The 20,272-nt window shown below is 60.1% G+C and carries 14 protein-coding genes and 2 pseudogenes; 10 read left to right on the top strand and 6 right to left on the bottom strand.

The window, feature by feature from the left end; all coding sequences use genetic code 11:
- A pseudogene (locus AB4Z13_RS31205) lies at positions 1 to 198 on the top strand (bifunctional methylenetetrahydrofolate dehydrogenase/methenyltetrahydrofolate cyclohydrolase); the annotation flags it as partial.
- 66 nt (positions 199 to 264) lie between these two features.
- On the opposite strand, the gene AB4Z13_RS31200 reads toward AB4Z13_RS31205, so the two are convergent.
- Positions 265 to 1,290, bottom strand: coding sequence for a LacI family DNA-binding transcriptional regulator (locus AB4Z13_RS31200; protein WP_439014108.1), 1,026 nt, complete (start codon positions 1,288 to 1,290; stop codon positions 265 to 267).
- 295 nt (positions 1,291 to 1,585) lie between these two features.
- Here AB4Z13_RS31200 and AB4Z13_RS31195 point away from each other — a divergent pair, with 295 nt between their 5' ends.
- The 6 genes from AB4Z13_RS31195 (at position 1,586) to AB4Z13_RS31170 (ending at position 8,626) form a co-directional block, all read left to right on the top strand.
- The gene (locus tag AB4Z13_RS31195) at positions 1,586 to 2,947 is read left to right on the top strand and encodes an ABC transporter substrate-binding protein (protein ID WP_113324893.1); all 1,362 of its coding nucleotides are present in this window, start codon (positions 1,586 to 1,588) and stop codon (positions 2,945 to 2,947) included.
- Between the two features lie 171 nt (positions 2,948 to 3,118).
- The gene (locus AB4Z13_RS31190) at positions 3,119 to 4,132 is read left to right on the top strand and encodes a carbohydrate ABC transporter permease (protein ID WP_310378792.1); all 1,014 of its coding nucleotides are present in this window, start codon (positions 3,119 to 3,121) and stop codon (positions 4,130 to 4,132) included.
- Position 4,133: 1 nt separating this feature from the next.
- A complete protein-coding gene (locus AB4Z13_RS31185; protein ID WP_439014109.1) occupies positions 4,134 to 5,297 on the top strand; it encodes a carbohydrate ABC transporter permease in 1,164 nt (387 codons plus the stop codon).
- 35 nt (positions 5,298 to 5,332) lie between these two features.
- Positions 5,333 to 6,985: a beta-galactosidase BglA gene (bglA, locus tag AB4Z13_RS31180; RefSeq protein WP_439014110.1), complete on the top strand. Its 1,653-nt coding sequence runs from the start codon at positions 5,333 to 5,335 to the stop codon at positions 6,983 to 6,985.
- A 21-nt stretch (positions 6,986 to 7,006) separates the two neighbouring features.
- Positions 7,007 to 8,098 (top strand): ABC transporter ATP-binding protein, encoded by a 1,092-nt coding sequence (locus AB4Z13_RS31175; RefSeq protein ID WP_439014112.1) that lies wholly within the window; start codon positions 7,007 to 7,009, stop codon positions 8,096 to 8,098.
- Positions 8,099 to 8,212: 114 nt separating this feature from the next.
- On the top strand, positions 8,213 to 8,626 hold the full coding sequence (locus tag AB4Z13_RS31170) for a hypothetical protein (RefSeq protein ID WP_310378783.1): 414 nt from the start codon (positions 8,213 to 8,215) through the stop codon (positions 8,624 to 8,626).
- Between the two features lie 72 nt (positions 8,627 to 8,698).
- Here the strand turns inward: AB4Z13_RS31170 and edd are convergent, their stop codons facing one another.
- From edd to AB4Z13_RS31145, 5 genes are all read right to left on the bottom strand, one after another.
- Positions 8,699 to 10,525 carry a phosphogluconate dehydratase gene (edd, locus tag AB4Z13_RS31165; protein ID WP_439014113.1) on the bottom strand — a complete coding sequence of 609 codons (1,827 nt, stop codon included), beginning with the start codon at positions 10,523 to 10,525 and terminating at the stop codon, positions 8,699 to 8,701.
- 68 nt (positions 10,526 to 10,593) lie between these two features.
- Entirely contained in the window at positions 10,594 to 11,292 is a 699-nt protein-coding gene (gene pgl / locus AB4Z13_RS31160; RefSeq protein WP_310378779.1) for a 6-phosphogluconolactonase, read from the bottom strand.
- Between the two features lie 16 nt (positions 11,293 to 11,308).
- Positions 11,309 to 12,784, bottom strand: a complete 1,476-nt coding sequence (gene zwf / locus AB4Z13_RS31155) for a glucose-6-phosphate dehydrogenase (RefSeq protein ID WP_007819337.1) — start codon at positions 12,782 to 12,784, stop codon at positions 11,309 to 11,311.
- Positions 12,785 to 12,919: 135 nt separating this feature from the next.
- The gene (locus tag AB4Z13_RS31150) at positions 12,920 to 14,215 is read right to left on the bottom strand and encodes an NAD(P)/FAD-dependent oxidoreductase (RefSeq protein ID WP_439014114.1); all 1,296 of its coding nucleotides are present in this window, start codon (positions 14,213 to 14,215) and stop codon (positions 12,920 to 12,922) included.
- A gap of 9 nt (positions 14,216 to 14,224) precedes the next feature.
- Positions 14,225 to 15,661 (bottom strand): glutamine synthetase family protein, encoded by a 1,437-nt coding sequence (locus tag AB4Z13_RS31145; RefSeq protein WP_113323867.1) that lies wholly within the window; start codon positions 15,659 to 15,661, stop codon positions 14,225 to 14,227.
- A gap of 89 nt (positions 15,662 to 15,750) precedes the next feature.
- Between AB4Z13_RS31145 and AB4Z13_RS31140 the strand changes: the two are divergent.
- The 3 genes and pseudogenes from AB4Z13_RS31140 to AB4Z13_RS31130 all read left to right on the top strand — a co-directional run bounded on the left by AB4Z13_RS31140 (position 15,751) and on the right by AB4Z13_RS31130 (position 20,120).
- Positions 15,751 to 16,972 (top strand): annotated as a pseudogene (locus tag AB4Z13_RS31140) (NAD(P)/FAD-dependent oxidoreductase).
- A 166-nt stretch (positions 16,973 to 17,138) separates the two neighbouring features.
- Positions 17,139 to 17,282, top strand: a complete 144-nt coding sequence (locus AB4Z13_RS31135; protein ID WP_439014115.1) for a hypothetical protein — start codon at positions 17,139 to 17,141, stop codon at positions 17,280 to 17,282.
- Between the two features lie 309 nt (positions 17,283 to 17,591).
- On the top strand, positions 17,592 to 20,120 hold the full coding sequence (locus tag AB4Z13_RS31130; protein WP_439014116.1) for a methyl-accepting chemotaxis protein: 2,529 nt from the start codon (positions 17,592 to 17,594) through the stop codon (positions 20,118 to 20,120).
- Positions 20,121 to 20,272: the final 152 nt, after the last annotated feature.

Genomic DNA, 20,272 nt, shown 5'->3' with positions numbered 1-20,272 from the left:
AACCGCATCGCGGCACCCGAGCGCGGCGAGGGCAAGACCCGCCTCGTCGGCGATGTCGCCTTTGCGGAGGTTTCTCCGGTTGCCGCCGTCATCACCCCGGTGCCGGGTGGCGTCGGCCCGATGACGATCGCCATGCTGATGGCCAATACCGTGATTGCCGCCCATCGCTCGGCAGGGCTGACACCGCCGATATTCTAACGAGAGCAATTCCAGAAAAGTGTGCAGCGGTTTTGCGCCCGGAATTGCGCTAAAATAAGCGGCTGATCAGATTTGCGGGACAGGGCCTGTCGAGGCCCTGACGATCAGCTCGGTCTTCCAGAGTTCCTGATCGGGGAAGGGACCCGCCTGCTTGACGGTACCGATGAGCCGCTGTGCGATGCGCACGCCGGCGGCCCTCAGCGACGAGCGTGTAGTCGTCAGCGGCACGGAGAAATTCTCCGGCTTCAAGAGCGGCAGCACATCGTCATGGGCGATCAGCGATATTTCCTCGCCGAGTTTCAGCCCAGCTTGATTGACGGCCCGGATCGCGCCGAGTGCAAGCACCGTGCTGGAGCATAAAATAGCGGTTGGTCGATCCGGAAGCTGCAGGAAGCGCTCCATGGCGATCAGTCCTTCCTCATCCGTCATGACCGTATGGCTCGTGCAGTCCTCCGCAAGCTCCAGCCCGCGTTCGCCAAGCGCTGCAATGAGGCCGTTCCTGCGGCGAATGGCGAAGTCGAGATGCGCCGGTCCGTTCATCAGTGCAAAGCGCGTATGGCCGAGCTGCAGGAGAAGCCTCGCCGCATCGTAAAAAGCCGCCTCGTTGTCGATGTCGAGATAGGGATAGTCCGGCTCTGAACCAAAGGAGCGCCCATGCACCACGAAGGGCATGGAAAGCGATTTCAGCATGGCGAGCCGCGGGTCGTGGCCGCGCATATAGGCCACGAAGAGCGCATCCACATTGCCGCTGATCGCGAGACGCCGCAGCGCTGCGACCTCATCATCCGGGTCCGCCGGCATGATGACGAAGTGAAAGTCGTGGCGCACCGCTTCCTCGCCGAGGCCGGTCAGGAATTCGCCGAAATGCACATCCGACTGATGGCCGGGTGCCGTCGGCATGACGAGGCCAATCGAACCGGCCTTGCCGGTCGCAAGCCGCTGGGCCGCCTTGTTCGGCCGGTATCCGGTTTCCTTGACTGCCCGGAGTACGCGTTCCCGGGTATCCTCGTTGACCTCGGGATAGCCGTTAAGCGCGCGGCTCACAGTTGTCTGCGAAAGCCCCAGCAATTCCGATAGCTGTTTGAGATTCACCTGCTATGCTTCCTCCCGGCCTGCCCTGTGGCCGTCAAATAGTGGCCGCCGCCTCCCAATGGCTTCCAAAGCGCTTTCAAATATGTAGCATCTGCTGCGCTTGACTCAAGAAAAATCGCTCCATATTCCCCATTAAGCCTTGCAGCAACGCGATAAAGCGGCGCTATTCCCGCTGTTTTCGCGAAATGGCTTGACTTCATTCTGCTGAAAGTGAATGAGTTGCGTTGTCAAAGCGCTTTGAGATTTCCTTTGAATGAAATTCTGCGCTATCGGATTGTGATGGGAGGTTGATCACATGAAAAAGTCATTCTTGATGGGTGTTGCAGTTGCGGCGCTTTTTGCCGGCGCTGCGTCGGCCGCGGATCTGAAATTCCCGCCCGGCCAGGATTCCAAGTTCAACTGGAAGAGCTACGATGACTTCAAGGCTGCCCATGCCGACCTGAAGGGTCAGCAGCTGACGATCTTCGGCCCCTGGCGCGGTGAAGACGAAGCCTTCTTCCAGAGCATTCTCGCCTACTTTGTCGAGGCCACCGGCATCGACGCCAAGTATTCCTCCTCTGAAAACTACGAACAGCAGATCGTCATCGATACACAGGCAGGCTCCCCGCCGAATATCGCCATCCTGCCGCAGCCGGGCCTGCTGGCCGATCTCGCCGGCAAGGGCTATCTGACGCCGCTCGGTGACGACACGTCCAAGTGGGTCAAGGACAATTACGGCGCCGGCGACAGCTGGGTCGGCTACGGCACCTACAAGGGCAAGGATGGCAAGGAAGCCTTCTATGCATTCCCCTACAAGGCCGACGTGAAGTCGCTGGTCTGGTACGTGCCGGAAAACTTCCAGGAAGCCGGCTACAAGGTCCCGACAACGATGGAAGAGCTGCATGCTCTGACCGACCAGATCGTCAAGGATGGCGGCGTTCCCTGGTGCATTGGTCTGGGTTCTGGCGGCGCGACCGGCTGGCCGGCGACCGACTGGGTCGAGGATATCATGCTGCGCACGCAGAAGCCTGACGTCTACGACAAGTGGACCACCAATGAAGTGAAGTTCACCGATCCGGCCGTCGTTGCTGCGATCGATGAATTCGGCAAGTTCGCCAAGAACGAAAAGTATGTCGATGGCGGTGTTGCAGCCGTTGCTTCGACCGACTTCCGCGACAGCCCGAAGGGCCTCTTCGCCGTTCCGCCGAAGTGCTACCTGCACCACCAGGCTTCGTTCATCCCGTCCTTCTTCCCTGAAGGCACGAAGCTCGGCACTGATGCAGACTTCTTCTACATGCCGACCTATGCCGCACATGCCGATCTCGGCAAGCCGGTTCTCGGTGCAGGCACGCTCGTTACCATCGCCAAGGATTCTCCGACGGCCCGCGCCTTCGTCGACTTCCTCAAGACGCCGGTTGCTCATGAGCTCTGGATGGCGCAGTCGAGCTTCCTGACCCCCTATAAGGGCGTCAACGTTGATGCTTACGCCAACGAACAGATGAAGAAGGAAGGCGAGATCCTGACTTCGGCCACCACCTTCAGGTTTGACGGTTCGGACCTGATGCCCGGCAAGATTGGCGCCGGCGCCTTCTGGACCGGCATGGTCGACTTCGTCGGCGGCAAGTCCGCTCAGGACGCCGCAGCCGAAATCCAGAGCGCCTGGGACGGCATCAAGTAATCTCCTGACAATTCATGCCGCCGGGTAACCGGCGGCATCACCGGAATGAGCGGCCGGGTTCCAGAGGGGGAGCCCGGTCGAGCCGGATCCTGTGGTCAAACACATCAGCTCTATTGACGATATCCGGCGTTAACCCTTCAGAATAAGACAGGGAAGCAGGGGAGGGACGAAATGCTGTCGCAGATAGTGTCCGCTTTGGGCGTCGTGGTCGTCGCCGTTTTCGCATGCTCGGCCTATTTCTTTTTCTCGAACAAGATCCTCGATCTCGCCTTGCCGGTGCGGGACGGTGATATCCGTCAGGCCTCGCGCAATCTGAATCGGCGCGCGATGATCCGCCCCTGGCTGTTTCTTTTTCCGGCACTTTTCCTGCTGATCGTCTATCTCGTCTATCCTGTCGTCGCGACTTTCATCCTGTCCTTCTACGACCGGTCGGGCAACGAGTTCGTCGGCGCGACGAATTACTTGTGGGCCTTGAACGACCGCGAATTCCGTCAGTCGATCTTCAACAACATCCTCTGGCTCGCCGTCGTGCCCGCTGCCTGCACCTTCTTCGGCCTCGTCATCGCCGTCATGACCGACCGCATCTGGTGGGGCAATATCGCCAAGAGCATCGTCTTCATGCCGATGGCGATCTCCTTCGTCGGCGCTTCCGTCATCTGGAAGTTCATCTATGAGTATCGCGGCGGCAACGATGTGCAGATCGGCCTCCTGAACGCCATCGTGCAGACATTCGGCGGCACGCCGCAGGTCTGGATCTCCGTTCCCTTCTGGAACAACTTCTTCCTGATGGTGATCCTGATCTGGATCCAGACCGGCTTTGCCATGGTCATCCTCTCGGCCGCACTGCGCGGCATCCCGGAAGAGACGATCGAGGCTGCTGTCATCGACGGTGCCAACGGCTGGCAGATCTTCTGGCGCATCATGGTGCCGCAGATCTGGGGAACGATCGCCGTCGTCTGGACGACAATCACTATCCTTGTCCTCAAGGTCTTCGATATCGTGCTCACCATGACCAACGGCCAATGGCAGACCATGGTGCTGGCGAACCTGATGTTCAACTGGTTGTTCCGCGGCGGCGGCGATTCAGGCCGAAGTGCCGTCATCGCCATCATCATCATGCTCGCCGTCACGCCGATCATGGTGTGGAACGTGCGCCGCGCCAACGCCGAATTGAAGGGACGCTGAGATGACCACAGCTGCAAGCTACTTCAAGATCGGCCCCGCCCGTCTTTTCGTCCATTTCTGTGTTCTCGTCATTGTCATTGTCTGGCTCGTGCCCACACTCGGCATCTTCGTCAGCGCGCTCCGCGACAGGGACCAGATCACCGTTTCCGGCTGGTGGACCGCCTTTGCCGGCTCCACGCAGACGGTGGCCGCACGCCTCGGCTCGCCCGACCAGCAGAAGCAGGAAGGCGATATCTACGTCATCACGGGCAATGTGCTGGCCGACCAGCCGGGCCGCTCGGTCAAGGCCTTCGGCATACGTGTGCAGCAGCCTGCGGCCTTCGAGGCTGGTCAGACCGCCGATCTCGGTGACGGCGAAAGCCTGCTCATCAACAGCGATGGCAGCTACCGCTACATGAAGAATGTCGCCTTCGCGCCGGATGAACGTCCGCGTCGCATCTATCTCGCAGCGTCGGCTCCCCCCGAATTCACCCTTCAGAACTATCAGACCGTTCTGGCCAGCGAGGGCATCGGCCAGTCCTTCATCAACTCGCTGACGGTGACCATTCCGGCGACCATCATCCCGATCCTGATTGCCGCCTTCGCCGCCTACGCGCTGAGCTGGATGGAATTCCCCGGCCGTGCGCTGCTGATTGCGCTCGTCGTTGGCCTCATCGTCGTGCCGCTGCAGATGTCGCTCATCCCGCTGCTGCGTCTCTACAATGAGATCGGCACTCTGATCGGCCAGCCGTCGAAGACCTATCCCGGCATCTGGCTGGCTCACACGGCCTTCGGCATGCCGCTCGCCATCTATCTCTTGCGCGCCTATATTTCCGGCCTGCCCAAGGAGATCATCGAATCCGCCCGCGTCGATGGCGCGAGCGACTTCGAGATCTTCACCCGTATCGTTTTGCCTCTGTCCTTCCCCGCGCTCGCGTCGTTCGCGATCTTCCAGTTCCTGTGGGTGTGGAACGACCTGCTCGTTGCCATGGTCTTCCTCGGCACCGACAAAGACCACCTCGTGCTGACAGGAGCGCTGAACGCGCTGCTCGGCTCGCGCGGCGGCAACTGGGAAATCCTGACGGCGTCCGCATTCGTCACCATCATCATACCGCTGCTCGTCTTCTTCTCGCTGCAGCGCTATCTGGTGCGCGGCCTGCTGGCGGGGTCGGTCAAGGGAGGCTGATCCATCCCAAGACGTAATTTCAAACAGGATATTCCATGAGTGTGGCTTCCCAATCCATTCTGACCGCCGACAAGGACTGGTGGCGCGGCGCGGTGATCTATCAGATCTATCCGCGCTCCTACCAGGATTCGAACGGCGACGGCATCGGCGACCTGAAGGGCATCACCGCCCGCCTGCCGCATATCGCAAGCCTCGGTGCCGACGCGATCTGGATTTCGCCCTTCTTCACCTCGCCGATGCGCGATTTTGGCTACGACGTTTCGGACTACGAAAACGTCGATGCGATCTTCGGTACGCTGATCGATTTCGATACGCTGATTGCGGAAGCCCACCGTCTCGGCATCAAGGTGATGATCGACCTCGTCATCTCGCACTCTTCCGACCAGCATCCCTGGTTCGTCGAAAGCCGCTCGAGCAAGACCAATGCCAAGGCCGATTGGTATGTGTGGGCTGATGCCAAGCCGGATGGCACGCCGCCGAACAACTGGCTGTCGATCTTCGGCGGCTCCGCATGGGCGTGGGATCCGACGCGCATGCAATATTACATGCACAACTTCCTGACCTCGCAGCCGGACATGAACCTGCACAATCCGGAGGTGCAGGACCGCCTGCTCGATGTCGTCCGTTTCTGGCTGAAGCGCGGCGTCGACGGCTTCCGCCTCGACACGATCAACTTCTACTTCCACGACAAGCTGTTGCGCGACAACCCGGCGCTTGCTCCCGAACGCCGCAATGCGTCGACTGCTCCGGCCGTGAACCCCTATAATTTCCAGGAGCATCTTTACGACAAGAACCGCCCGGAAAATCTCGAATTCCTGAAGCGCTTCCGTGCGGTGCTGGAAGAGTTCCCGGCAATCGCCGCTGTCGGTGAGGTCGGCGACAGCCAGCGCGGTCTCGAAATCGTCGGCGAATATACGTCCGGCAATGACAAGATGCACATGTGCTACGCCTTCGAATTCCTGGCGCCCGATCCGCTTTCGCCCGAGCGTGTTGAGGAAGTCATGAAGGATTTTGGTGCGGCTGCTCCCGATGGCTGGGCCTGCTGGGCCTTCTCAAACCATGACGTGATGCGCCATGTCAGCCGCTGGGGTGCGTTGGTTGCCGATCACGATGCCTTTGCCAAGCTCTATGCCTCGTTGCTTATGACGCTGCGCGGTTCTGTCTGCCTCTATCAGGGCGAGGAGCTTGCCCTCACCGAAGCCGATCTCGCCTATCAGGATCTGCAGGATCCCTACGGCATCCAGTTCTGGCCGGAATTCAAGGGCCGTGACGGCTGCCGCACGCCGATGGTATGGGACAGCCAGGTTGCCCAGGGTGGTTTCTCGACGGTCAAGCCCTGGCTGCCTGTGCCGGTCGAGCACATCTTGCGTGCCGTCAGCGTGCAGCAGGGTGACGAGAACTCCGTGCTGGAGCACTACCGCCGCTTCATCGCCTTCCGCAAGCAGTACCCGGCTTTCGCCAAGGGCGAGATCGAGTTCGAGGATCCGCAGGGCGACGCGCTGGTCTTCACCCGTGAATTCGGCAACGAGACGCTGCTCTGCATCTTCAACATGGGACCGGCGGAAACCAACGTGACCCTGCCGGCGGGCGAATGGCAGGCTCTGGCGGGCCACGGCTTTACCAGCAACAATTACGGCGACAAGATCGATATTCCGGCCTGGGGGGCGTATTTCGCCCGCCTCGCTTAAGGATCAGGAGGGGAGAGGAAAATGACTGGACTGACGCTTAAGGATATCCGCAAATCCTATGGCTCCGTGGACGTGCTCCACGGTATCGACCTGGAGATCAACCAGGGCGAATTCATCGTTTTCGTCGGCCCCTCCGGCTGCGGCAAGTCCACGCTTCTGCGCATGATCGCCGGGCTGGAAAACATCACCGGCGGGGAGATGTACATCGACGGCATGCTCGTCAATGACGTGCCGCCCTCCAAGCGCGGCATCGCCATGGTGTTCCAGTCCTACGCGCTCTATCCGCACATGACTGTTTTCGACAACATGGCCTTCGGCATGAAGATCGCCGGCGAGAGCAAGCAGGAGATCGACCGCCGCGTGCGGGCTGCGGCCGAAAGTCTGCAGCTCACAAAATATCTCGACCGCCTCCCCAAGGCGCTCTCGGGCGGCCAGCGCCAGCGCGTGGCGATCGGCCGCGCCATCTGCCGCAATCCGAAGGTCTTCCTCTTTGACGAGCCGCTATCGAACCTCGACGCTGCACTGCGCGTCGCAACCCGCATCGAGATCGCCCGCCTGAACGAGCAGATGGCCGATACGACGATGATCTATGTCACACACGACCAGGTCGAGGCGATGACGCTGGCAGACCGCATCGTCGTCCTCTCTGCCGGCAATATCGAGCAGGTCGGTGCGCCGCTGGAGCTCTACGAGCGCCCGGCAAACCTTTTCGTTGCCAAGTTCATCGGCTCTCCGGCCATGAACATCATTCCTGCAACGATCACCGACGCCGGCGAAAACACGACGGTGACGCTGACGGGCGGCAAATCGGTGACACTCAATATCGCAACGGCCGCATCCGAGAAGGGCAAGCAGGCAAGCTTCGGCGTTCGCCCCGAAGATCTGCGCATTGCAAGCCCCGATGAGGACTATCTCTTCGAGGGCGAGGTTTCGATTGTCGAGCAGCTCGGTGAAGTGACGCTGCTCTATATCGAGGGCCTGGTTCAGGGTGAGCCGATCATCGTCAAGCTGCCCGGCATCTATAATGTGAAGAGGGGTCAGAAGATGCATTTCGTCGCCGATTGGCAGAAGCTGCACCTCTTCGATGCGTCGGGCCACACCTATAGGAAATGACCATCCATTTTTGGTGGAATCCTTCTTCTTGAGGCTGTGCAGGGGAAGGATTCTTACTTTCTGTTAAATATGCGGTGCTAGCCTTTTCCCATTACGACTGAGGGAACCAAGGCTATGGCCGCATCGAATCCAACACCTCCGAAATCGCACTTCCTGGCGAAGGAAGAATCTTTCATGTACGACCGCGAAGCGCGGTTCAAGATGGAAGACACGATGAACGCCGCGCGCATCGAATATACGGAAAAGGGCGTCATGCATGCCGCCTCGCGCCGCTGCGATATCGTCCGTATCTCGATGAGCAGCGCGATCCTCGCGATCCTCACGCAGTATACCCTGCCGAAGCAATTCTATCTGGATATTCCGGACGCCCGCATCACCAAGGTGGGCTGCCTGCTGATGAAGACCTTCCCCAACAACACGATTGAAGTTCGCTTCCTGCGACTGCTGACGCAGAAGGAGCTGAACAAGATCTTCGTCTACAGCACGCACCCGGCTCACAAGGATTACGTCCTCGATATCCGCGCGTAACAGTTTCGCGTCTCGCTGGATATGAAAAACCCGCGGTTCCGGCCGCGGGTTTTTCTTATATCGATGACGATGTCAGTGGGCGTGGAAAAGCACGCTGGCACCCTGGTCGGACGGGCCGACCGCGTGGCGGAACGGCGCGAAGAGCTCGCGGCCCATGCCGAATTCATTATCCGAGAGATCGATGGTTACAGGTTCGCGCTCGGCCATGTCGGCAGCGTCGACCAGAACCTCCAGCGTGCCCCTGATTGCGTCGAGACGGATGATGTCGCCATCCTTGATGCGGGCGATCGGGCCGCCGTCGACCGCTTCCGGCGTGACGTGGATTGCCGCCGGCACCTTGCCGGATGCGCCGGACATGCGCCCGTCGGTCAAGAGCGCCACGCGGAAGCCGCGATCCTGCAGCACGCCGAGTGGTGGGGTCAGCTTGTGCAACTCCGGCATGCCATTGGCCTTCGGGCCCTGGAAGCGCACAACGGCAATGAAGTCGCGGTTGAGCTTGCCTTCCTTGAAAGCGTCCTGCAGCTCCTGCTGGCTGTGGAAGATGACTGCCGGCGCTTCGATAATGTGGCGCTCAGGCTTGACGGCGGAAATCTTGATGACCGCCTTGCCGAGATTGCCGCGCAGCATCTTCAACCCGCCATTCGCCTGGAAGGGCGTCTCGATGCTGGCAAGCACCTTCGGATCATGGCTCTTTTCCGGCGAAGGCTGGCGCACGACGGCGCCATTGTCGCCAAGCTGGGCATCGACCGTATAGGCCTGCAGCCCGTGACCGAAGACGGTGCGCACATCGTCATGCACGAGGCCCTGCTTCAGGAGCTCCTTGATGAGGAAGCCCATGCCGCCGGCCGCCTGGAAATGGTTCACGTCGGCAAGCCCGTTCGGATAGACGCGGGCAAGCAGCGGCACCAGTTCCGAAAGCTCGGCAATATCCTGCCAGGTCAGCACGATACCGCCGGCGCGCGCCATGGCGACAAGATGCATTGTGTGGTTCGTCGAGCCGCCCGTCGCATGCAGGCCGACGACGCCGTTGACGATCGAGCGTTCGTCGATCATCTCGCCGGCTGGCGTGAACTCGTTGCCGAGAGCGGTAATGGCGAGCGCCCGCTTGGCGGCTTCGCGCGTCAGCGCTTCGCGCAATGGCGTGCCAGGGTTGATGAAGGAGGAGCCGGGCATATGGAAGCCCATGATCTCCATCAGCATCTGGTTGGAGTTCGCCGTGCCGTAGAAGGTGCAGGTGCCGGGGCCGTGATAGGACTTGGATTCGGCTTCCAAGAGTTCCGCGCGGCCGACCTTGCCCTCGGCAAAGAGCTGGCGCACGCGCGATTTCTCGTCGTTCGCCAAGCCCGTGGTCATCGGCCCGGCGGGAATGAAGATCGACGGCAGGTGACCGAAGGAGAGGGCGGCGATCATGAGACCCGGCACGATCTTGTCGCAGACACCGAGGAAGAGGGCGGCATCGAACATATTGTGCGACAGGCCCACACCCGCTGCCATGGCGATCAGGTCGCGCGAAAAGAGCGAAAGCTCCATGCCCGGCTGGCCCTGGGTGACGCCGTCGCACATGGCCGGTACACCGCCGGCGACCTGTGCGATACCACCGGCTTGCGCTGCCGCCTCGCGGATGATCGCCGGATAGGTCTCGAACGGCTGGTGGGCCGAGAGCATATCGTTATAGGCGGTGATGATGCCGAGATTGGGCACGCGGTCACCCGCAAGTGCATCCTTCTCGGCGGGGGAACAGACGGCGAAGCCGTGGGCGAGGTTGGCGCAGCCGAGAACGGAACGGTTGACGCCCTTTGAGGCGGCAGCGCGCAGGCGTTCCAGATAGCGCTCGCGGGTCGGCTGCGAGCGTTCGACAATGCGATTCGTGATCGCAGCAATGCGTGCGTGAGCGGACATGGAAAATCCCTGCCTTGTTCTGGTTCGTTTCTATCTGCTCGCCGGCTCCGGCGGCCCTTCAGGCCGTATCAGGGAGCCCAGTAGATCTCGACCGGGGAAGTGGCCCGGCGCAGAATGGCGCGGATCGGCATTTCTGCCTCTTCGCCGTTGCCTTCCGCCTTGGCGAGAACGTCTTTTTTGCCTTCGCCCTCAATGTGGAGAATGAGCAGTTTGGCATCCTCAAGAGCGGAGAAGGTGAAAGTCAGGCGCGGTTCGCCTGCCCCTTCTGCATCCATGGTGATGATGCCGCGTGGCGTCTTTGCGTCGAGCGCGAGGCTCAGATTGTTGCCGCCCGGGAAGAACGAGGCCGTATGGCCGTCGCCGCCCATGCCGAGAATGACGACATCGAAAGGGATGCCGATCTCGGCGCTCTTTGCCGTTGCAAGCTTTGCGGCCTCCTCGACGGAGGCGGCCGGCTGGTAAAGCGGCACGAAACGCGCCGCTTTAGCCTTGTTCTGCAGAAGATTGGCATCGACCAACAGATGGTTCGAGCGCGGATTGTCGGAGGGCACGAAGCGTTCGTCGACGAGTGTGATCGTCACCTTGGCCCAGTCGATATCGCGCGCCGAAAGCGCCTGGAAGAAGGCTTTCGGCGTGGAACCGCCGGAAACGGCGATGCTCGCTTCTCCGCGGGCTGCAATGGCTGCCGTAAGCGCTCTGGAAACCTTGTCTGCAAGGTTGGTGGCGAGTTCGGCGGCGTTTGCGAAGGAATGCAGTGTCGATGCCATATCTTCAGACCTCAGACTAGATGTCGTCGTGCCAGGTGCGGCCGTCGCGTTCGATGAGCGCGATGGCCTGGCTCGGGCCCCAGGTGCCGGCCGTGTAGCCCTGCACCTGCTGACCGGTCGATTCCCAACCCTTGAGGATCGGATCGACCCACTGCCATGCGGCTTCGACTTCGTCGCGGCGCATGAACAGCGTCTGGTTGGAACGGATGACGTCCATCAGCAGACGCTCGTAGGCGTCAGGATTGCGGACGTTGAAGGCTTGGGCGAAGCTCATGTCGAGCGAGACATTGCGCAGACGCATGCCGCCCGGACCAGGATCCTTGATCATCAGCGACTGCTTGACACCTTCATCCGGCTGCAGGCGGATGATCAGCTGGTTCTGGCTGATACGGCCGGCGGCCTGATCGAAGATCGCATGCGGGATCGGCTTGAAGGTGATGACGATTTCCGACATGCGCCCGGCAAGACGCTTGCCGGTACGGATGTAGAAGGGAACGCCTGCCCAGCGCCAATTGTTGATCTCGGCCTTGATGGCGACGAAGGTTTCCGTGTTGGAAACCCCGCCTTCCAGCTCTTCGAGATAGCCCTTGACCGGGCCGCTGCCGGAAGCGCCGGCGCGGTACTGGCCGCGAACCGTGGCCTGCTCGACGTTGGAGGCGTTGATTGGCTTCAGCGCGCGCAGAACTTTAAGCTTTTCGTCGCGAACAGCTTCCGAATCCATCGAGGAAGGAACTTCCATCGCGGTCAGGCAGAGGAGCTGCAGGATGTGGTTCTGCACCATGTCGCGCAGTGCGCCGGCTGTGTCGTAGTAACCGGCGCGGCCTTCGAGGCCGACGGCTTCGGCAACGGTGATCTGGATGTGGTCGATATAGTTGGCGTTCCACAGCGGCTCATAGAGCGCGTTGGCAAAGCGCAGCGCCATCAGGTTCTGCACCGTCTCCTTGCCGAGATAGTGGTCGATGCGGAAGATCTGCTCTTCCTTGAAGGCGCGGCCGATACTGTCGTTGAGCTGCAAGGCCGAGGCGAGGTCACGGCCGATCGGCTTTTCGACGACGATGCGGGTCGATTTGGTGATCAGCTTGTGGTCGTGGATCTTCTGCGAGATGTCGCCGAAGATGCCTGGAGCGACGGCGAGGTAAAAGGCGCGAACCCGGTCCTTGCCCTCGTCGAGCAGCTTCTTCAGCTGATCCCAGCCGCTGTCCGTGCGGGCATCGACGGAAACATAGAAGAGACGGGAGCAGAACTTTTCGACTTCCGCCTCGTCATATTCGCCCTTCTTCAGGTGTTCCTTGAGCGCGTCCTTGGCGAACTTGCGGTATTCCTCATGCGAAAGCGGGCTGCGCGAAGCGCCGATGACACGGGTCGGTTCCGAGAACTGGCCCTCGATCTGGCGATGATACAGCGCGGGCAGAAGCTTGCGTTCGGCAAGGTCGCCGCTGCCGCCAAAGACGACATAATCAAAAGGCTCAACGGGAATGATTTGGCTGCTCATGAGCTTGTCTCTCAATCAGGCTTGGTTGGTGGCCGTTTTAATCTAATCGATTTAAAAAAGCCAGTGTGCGGTGCAATGAATCTGTCCGTCATCGGTTTTAAAGCGAATTACCCGCAGAGGAAATCCGCAATCGAACTAAAACTTGTCGCGGAGGGCGAACCACGACAAGGCAAGGAAAAGCAGCGGCGCCCGCATGCGCGCGCCGCCCGGAAAGGCAGGGATATCGAGCGCCTTGAAGAGATCGAGATCGGCCGATTTTCCCAGCACCATTTCTGCGTAAAGCTTGCCACAGTAATTTGACAGCATGACGCCGTGGCCGGAATAACCGCCGATCGAGGTCACGCCGGGCATGACCTCGCGCACGAATGGCTGGCGGGGCATGGTGATGCCGACCGAGCCGCCCCAGGCGTGAGTGATCTCGATATCTTTCAATGCGGGATAGATTTCGGCGATCTGCCGGCGGATATGCTGCGAAATGTCATGCGGATTGTCCGCCGTATAGGCCTCGCGTCCGCCGAAGAGCAGCCGTCCGTCCTTCATTTTGCGGAAATAGCGCACGACGAAACGCGAATCCGCCACCGCTTCGCCGCCGGGGATGACATTGGGAAACTGGTCGAGAGGCACCGTAGCGCCGATGAAGGAACGGATCGGCATCACATGGCTTGCCGTGATTGGCTCCAGATTGCCGATATGTCCATTGCAGGCGATCAGCGCCCTGTTGGCAGTGATCGTGCCGCGTTCGGTTTCGATAACGACCTTGCCGCTGCGCTCTTCGATCGACTTTGCCCTGGTCATTTCGAAAATATCGGCCCCGGCATTGGCTGCCACCCTGCCAAGGCCGATCAGCAGCTTCAGCGGATGGATATGGCCAGTGCCGACGTCGCGTACCCCGCAATAGAAGCGTTTGGAGCCAAGCCGCTCCTGCGTCTCCTCGCGGTCCATGAAACGCAGATGCGGATAGTCGTAACGGAAGGCCGCGATTTCCGCATTCTCGTAGTAGTACCGCTTGTAGCTTTCCTTGTGGGCGACGCTGAGCTGACCGGGCACATAATCCATATCGATCTGGTGCTCGGTCGCAAAATCCATGAGGTGCCGCTTGGCATCTTCGGCAAGGTCGAAGAGCGCCTTGGAGCGCTCATAGCCGATCTTCTCCTCCATCTCTTCCGGCCACCAGCGCTGGCCAGTGCCGAGCTGGCCGCCATTGCGCCCGGAGGCGCCGTCGCCGAGCCTGCTGCCCTCGATGAGCGTCACCGAGACGCCGGCCCTGGCGAGATTATAGGCGGCCTGAAGGCCCGTATAGCCGCCGCCGATAATGGCGACGTCACACTGCCTCGAGCCGTCGAGCGCCGGATAATCCGGCCGGTCGCCGACTGTCGCCTGATACCAGGACAGGCCAGGCGCGATGGGGCTCTGCCATGTCTCTTTCGTCATGGCGAACCCTCACACGTTCAGAAGGAGGAATTCCCGCTCCCAGGGGCTGATCACCTGCATGAAAGTTTCGAACTCGCCCCGCTTCACGCCGGCATAGAGCCCGATGAACTCCTTGCCGAAGACTTCCTCGAATGCCGGTTCGTCTTCAAGCAGTGCCACGGCTTCCAGAAGGCCGCGCGGCAGGTCGATCGAGCCCTCATTGGCCGAATCCTCGGTCGGCGCCGTCGGCTCGATTTCCTTAGTGATGCCGAGCAGACCGGAGGCAAGCGAAGCGGCGAGCGCCAGATAGGGATTGGCATCCGAGCTCGGCAGGCGGTTTTCCACGCGCCGCGCCTGCGGATCGGAGACCGGCACGCGGAAGGCCGTCGTGCGGTTGTCGTAACCCCAGGCATTGTTGACCGGGCAGGACATATCCGGCTGCAGGCGGCGGTAGGAATTCACGTAGGGCGCCAGCATGGCAAGCGCGCTCGGCACGTATTTCTGCATACCGCCGATGAAGTGGAAGAATTCCTTCGAGGCCGAACCATCATTGTTCGAGAAGACGTTCTTGCCGGTGTTGATGTCCACCACGGACTGGTGGATATGCATTGCCGAACCCGGCTGGCCCTGCATCGGCTTTGCCATGAAGGTGGCGTAGATATCGTGCTTCAGCGCCGCCTCGCGGATCGTACGCTTGAAGAGAAACACCTGGTCGGCAAGCTCGATCGGATTGCCGTGACGGAGGTTGATTTCGAGCTGCGCCGGTCCTTCCTCGTGGATCAGCGTATCAATCTCGAGGCCCTGCTTTTCCGAGAAGTGGTAGATGTCGTCGATCAACTCGTCGAACTCGTTGATGCCGGCGATCGAATAGCCCTGGCCGCCGAGAATCGAACGACCCGAACGTCCCTTGGGCGGATGCAGCGGATAGTCCGGGTCGTCATTCGTGGCGACGAGATAGAATTCGATTTCCGGCGCCACGATCGGCTTCCAGCCGCGCTCGGCATAGAGGCTGAGAATGCGCTTCAATACGTTGCGCGGCGTGTAGGGAACTTCCTGTCCGTCGGAATTGACAATGTCGCAGATGACCTGCGCGGTCGGATCGGTTTCCCAGGGCACGACGGACAGGGTGGAAAGGTCGGGCACGAGCTTCAGGTCGCTATCGCGCGGCTCGTAGCGGAAGCTTTCGGTCTCCTCGGGATATTCGCCTGATATCGTGTGGCGGTAGATCGCCGAAGGCAGTGCAAGCGATGTGTTGGAGGTGAATTTGGAGGACGGCATCATCTTGCCGCGCGGCACGCCGGCAAGGTCCGGCGTGATGCATTCGATGTCTTCGATACCGCGTGCCCTCAGCCACTGCGCTGCTTCCTTCCAGTTCGCAACACCGCGCAGAGATCCGGGATCAGGAGGGGATTTCTTCGAGGCGGGTACGTTTCTGGCAGGCTTCAGCGTCGTCTTTTTTGGGGACATGACACACCGGTTTGCGTTGATCGTAACGCCATCATAACCGGAGTTTGGCAATTGGCGAGGGGGTGGAAGGCGTTGACTTTCGCCCTCTGATGGAAAAAGAAGACGCGATTTCAGCAGGGAAAATGGATTTTGCGGCACAAGAGCGATGTGATCGTCATCGGGGCGGGTGCCGCGGGCATGATGTGTGCTATCCGTGCCGGGCAGCGCGGCCGTTCCGTCACTGTACTGGACCACGCCCGCGCACCGGGGGAGAAGATCCGCATCTCCGGCGGCGGCCGCTGCAACTTCACCAATATCAATGCCGGCCCGAAGAACTTCCTCTCCGCCAATCCGCATTTCTGCAAGTCGGCGCTTGCCCGTTTCACGCCGGCCGATTTCATCGCCATGGTCGAACGTCACGGGATCGCCTGGCATGAGAAGACGCTTGGCCAGCTTTTCTGCGACAACAGCGCCAAGGACATTATCTTCATGCTGCTCGACGAGATGCGTGCGGCAGGTGCTGCCTGGCATCTCGGTGTCGAAATATCAGGAGTTGAAAAGACCGAAAGCGGCTTCCGTGTCTCGACCTCCGAAGGGGTCTTCGAAGCCGCTTCCCTGGTCATCGCAACGGGGGGAAAGTCCATTCCGAAGATGGGAGCAACCGGCTTTGCCTATCGCATTGCCGAGCAGTTCGGCTTGGCCGTTACCGAAACGCGCGCCGGCCTTGTGCCTCTGACGCTCGATCCGATCTTGCTCGAAAGCATCGCGCCTCTGTCAGGCATCTCTGCGCCCGCAGAGATCCGTCACGGCAAGACTGCCTTTCGCGAAGCGTTGCTCTTCACCCACCGTGGTCTCAGCGGCCCCGCCATCCTGCAGATTTCCTCCTACTGGCGGGAAGGTGATGCCATCACCATCGACATCGAGCCGGATGTCGATATCGCCGCGCATCTGAAGAAAGCGAAACAGGTAAACGGGCGCCAGTCCGCACAGACGGCGCTTGGTGAAATCCTGCCGAAGCGCTTGGCGCAATATATCGTCGAACGCGAAGCGATCAGCGGCAACATGGCCGACCTCTCCGACAAGCTGCTGACCAGGCTTGCCGAGGCGGCGCAGAACTGGTCTCTCAGGCCCTCCGGCTCGGAAGGTTATCGTACGGCGGAAGTCACGCTCGGCGGCATCGATACGACGGCGCTCGATTCCCGCAGCCTGCAGGCCAAGGCCGTTCCCGGTCTCTATTTCATCGGTGAATGTGTGGATGTGACCGGCTGGCTCGGCGGCTATAATTTCCAGTGGGCCTGGGCCTCCGGTTTTGCCGCCGGTGAGGCATTGTAAACGCTAATATTTGTAGACGTAAAACCTTCTAGCCGATTCAAGACTTCTTAAGATGGGCTGCGCCATCCTGTCTCAATGGCAGGTTGGCAAAGCCGTTCCTAAATTAAGCTTTACCGGCAAGCCGTTTTGTTGGATTGTTATGCTTAGATAGAAGTGAGGTTTCGCAATGAACAGAAACACTCGACGCGCCCGCGCCATCGCAATTGCCCAGGTAAAGCCTGATACGAAGCTCGTAACTCTGCGCTATCTGATGCTCGCAGCCGGCGCAACCGCCGCCAGCATTGCTGTTCTTCTTTCCCACTTCATCTGATCTTTTCGCAGCTTGAAATGGAAGTTTTCGGTCTCGCGACTTGATATATCGCGAATCCGCGGCGTGCAATTTGCAACTATTGTGCGATCACGGCTAACGCCCTCTCACCGCTTATCCGAAAATTAATATATAATCTGACACATTGTAGACGAATATTTGGGTGTTTCCGGCCTCGCCGGAAATGAACTGGCAATGATTGCCGCCCGTTCCAGGGTTTTCCCAACTGTTAGTAGATCAGCTCGATATGCACCCGGCTGGCGCCAGAAGGCTGCCGGCGGGAGGAGTGGTGTATGAAAGGCACGGCGCGCCATGTTCATTGACAAGATTCTTTCTCGTTTCAAGATTCAGACCAAGGTTCTGATTTTTGTACTGCCATTCGTCATCACCATTTCCGCCGTCGGTCTGACCGGTCTTTATGCCTCCGGTCTGCTGCAGGGCCGGATGGAGATTTCCAACAGCGTTCTCCAGTCGCTGAGCGGGTTCAAGGATCTCTACGCCTCGATGGACGACTTCCTGCAGACAACCAACGAGCAGGCGCGCGACAAACTCCATACAGATATCAAAACCCAGGGGCAGACGCTTGACGCCACCATGGCGCAGATCGGCGACAATGCCGGTCATGAAAACCTGCAGGCTGCCATCGAGGGCACGAACGGCATTTCGGATACCGTCGGCAAGCTCTGGACCCTGCACGAGCAGGAAGTTGCCCTTCGCAAGCAGATCGACGATGCGCAGAAGGTGATGATTACCAACCGCTTCAACGTCAGCTACGACGCCAAGCAGCTGGAAGAAAACATCCGCACTGATGAAGGCAATGCAACGTCGACGCTGCGCGCAGCCGACCGTCTGCTTAAGGGCGGCGATACGCTGGCAACCGTCATGAACGATTTCAACAAGGCGCAGACGTCTACTGACAAGCTGAAGGTCGTGACCGATGCGCTGCCTGCGATCGCCAAGGCGCAGCGCATGATTGAAATCTCCGTGCCGCAGAACCAGAAGAGCATGACACAGTCGATGGCGCAGACCGTCAGCGACCTGAAGGCTCAGGCGACGGCGCCGGAGGCCGGCACGGATGATGGCGTTGCCAACCTTGGTCGTCTCGTTTCCCGCTTCCGCCAGATGTCGACATACACGCAGCTCACCGCCACGCAGATGATGCGCGAGGCAACGACGACTTTCGTGGAGCTCGACAGCCGCATCGCCCAGACCAACTCCGTGCTGGAGGATACACGGCGCCTTGAAAGCTCCATCTATTCGCTGCAGCTCGTGCTCGCCGATTTCAACGCCAAGCCGAGCAAGGAAAATCGCGTTCGCCTGAACCAGGAAATCGCCACGCTCAACACCATGCTGAACACCCTTCAGGCAAGCGCCAAAGGCATGAATTTCGCCGGCGACATTGTCGACGCGATTACGCCCGCTCTCGCTTCGATGGATAAGGGTGCGCAGAGCCTCGTCGATGTGATCAACCAGCGTACGACCGATTATGCCGCAGCGCGACAGCAGCTCGACGGCGTATGGGGCCAGCTGACCAGCTTCGCAGAAGAGCAGAAGCAGACTGCCGGCACGGAACGCGACCAGGCCAACAGCATCTCCGTCGGCACGACCGGACTCGGCATCCTGGTCTCCATCGTCGGCGGCATCGCGCTGGTGCTGACACTGCAGCGGCCGATTGCCCAGATCACTGCCGCCATGCGCCGCATCGCCGAAGGTGCGCTCGACACGAACATTTCCGGCGAGAAGCGTTCCGACGAAATCGGCGACATGGCTCGCGCACTTGGCATCTTCAAGGAAAATGCCATCTCCAAGATCCGCATCGAGGAGCAAAGCGACGAAGAGCGTCAGGCCGCCGAGCATGAGCGCCAGCGCAACGATGCCGAAAAGCGCGAGATGGACCGCCAGATCGAATATGCCGTCAATGAGCTCGCTGCCGGTCTCGAGCGTATGTCGCAGGGCGATATCTCGACGACGATCGATACACCCTTCATCGGCCGTCTCGAACAGCTCCGTCAGGATTTCAACGGTTCGATGATGCGCCTGCAGGCCACGATGAGCCAGATCCGCGACAACGTTCAGATGATCCAGGGCAACGGCAACCAGATGGCCCAGTCCTCCGAGGATCTCGCCAAGCGTACCGAGCAGCAGGCTGCATCGCTGGAAGAAACCGCCGCCGCCGTCGACCAGATCACCGTCACTGTCCGCTCGTCCGCCGAGCGCGCCAAGGATGCCGATCAGATCGTCCGCCAGGCCAAGCGCAGCGCCGACGACTCCGCCGTCGTCGTCAACAATGCGATCGACGCCATGGGCCGTATCGAGGATGCCTCGCGCCAGATCGAGCAGATCATCGGCGTCATCGACGAAATCGCCTTCCAGACCAACCTGCTCGCTCTGAATGCTGGTATCGAAGCCGCCCGCGCCGGTGAAGCCGGCAAGGGCTTCGCAGTCGTCGCCATGGAAGTCCGTGAACTTGCCCAGCGCTCTGCCGCTGCCGCACAAGAGATCAAGGGCCTCATCAACAAGTCGACGAACGAGGTCAATTCCGGTTCGCAGTTCGTCCAGGAAACCGGCACGGTTCTCGCCAAGATCAGCGCCCAGATCGTCACGATCAGCCAGCATGTCGAAATGATCGCCCGCGCAAGCCACGACCAGTCGAGCGCGCTGCAGGAGGTCAACTCCACGGTCAACCAGATGGATCAGATGACCCAGCAGAACGCGGCAATGGTAGAAGAGACCACCGCCGCGAGCCGCGAACTCGCAAACGAGGCGGATGCGCTGCTGCATCTCGTGCAGCAGTTCAAGATCGACGGCGACAGCGACATGCACATGTACCGCGCCGCCTGATTTCAGCCTTCCCATCCGCAACGCAAATGGCCCCGTCTCCGGGGCCATTTTTATGCGGAAAATAAGTCACGCCAAGGTTGTGAAGAGACGGATGGATTGAAAAATTCCTGCCCTTCTTGCAGATGATGCATTCATGAAATCATACTAGATTT

It is taken from the genome of Rhizobium sp. YAF28 (assembly GCF_052113285.1).
Taxonomy (GTDB): Bacteria; Pseudomonadota; Alphaproteobacteria; order Rhizobiales; family Rhizobiaceae; genus Rhizobium.
The sequence above is the reverse complement of the archived record's forward strand: the minus strand, read 5'-3'. Positions and strand labels throughout refer to the sequence as shown.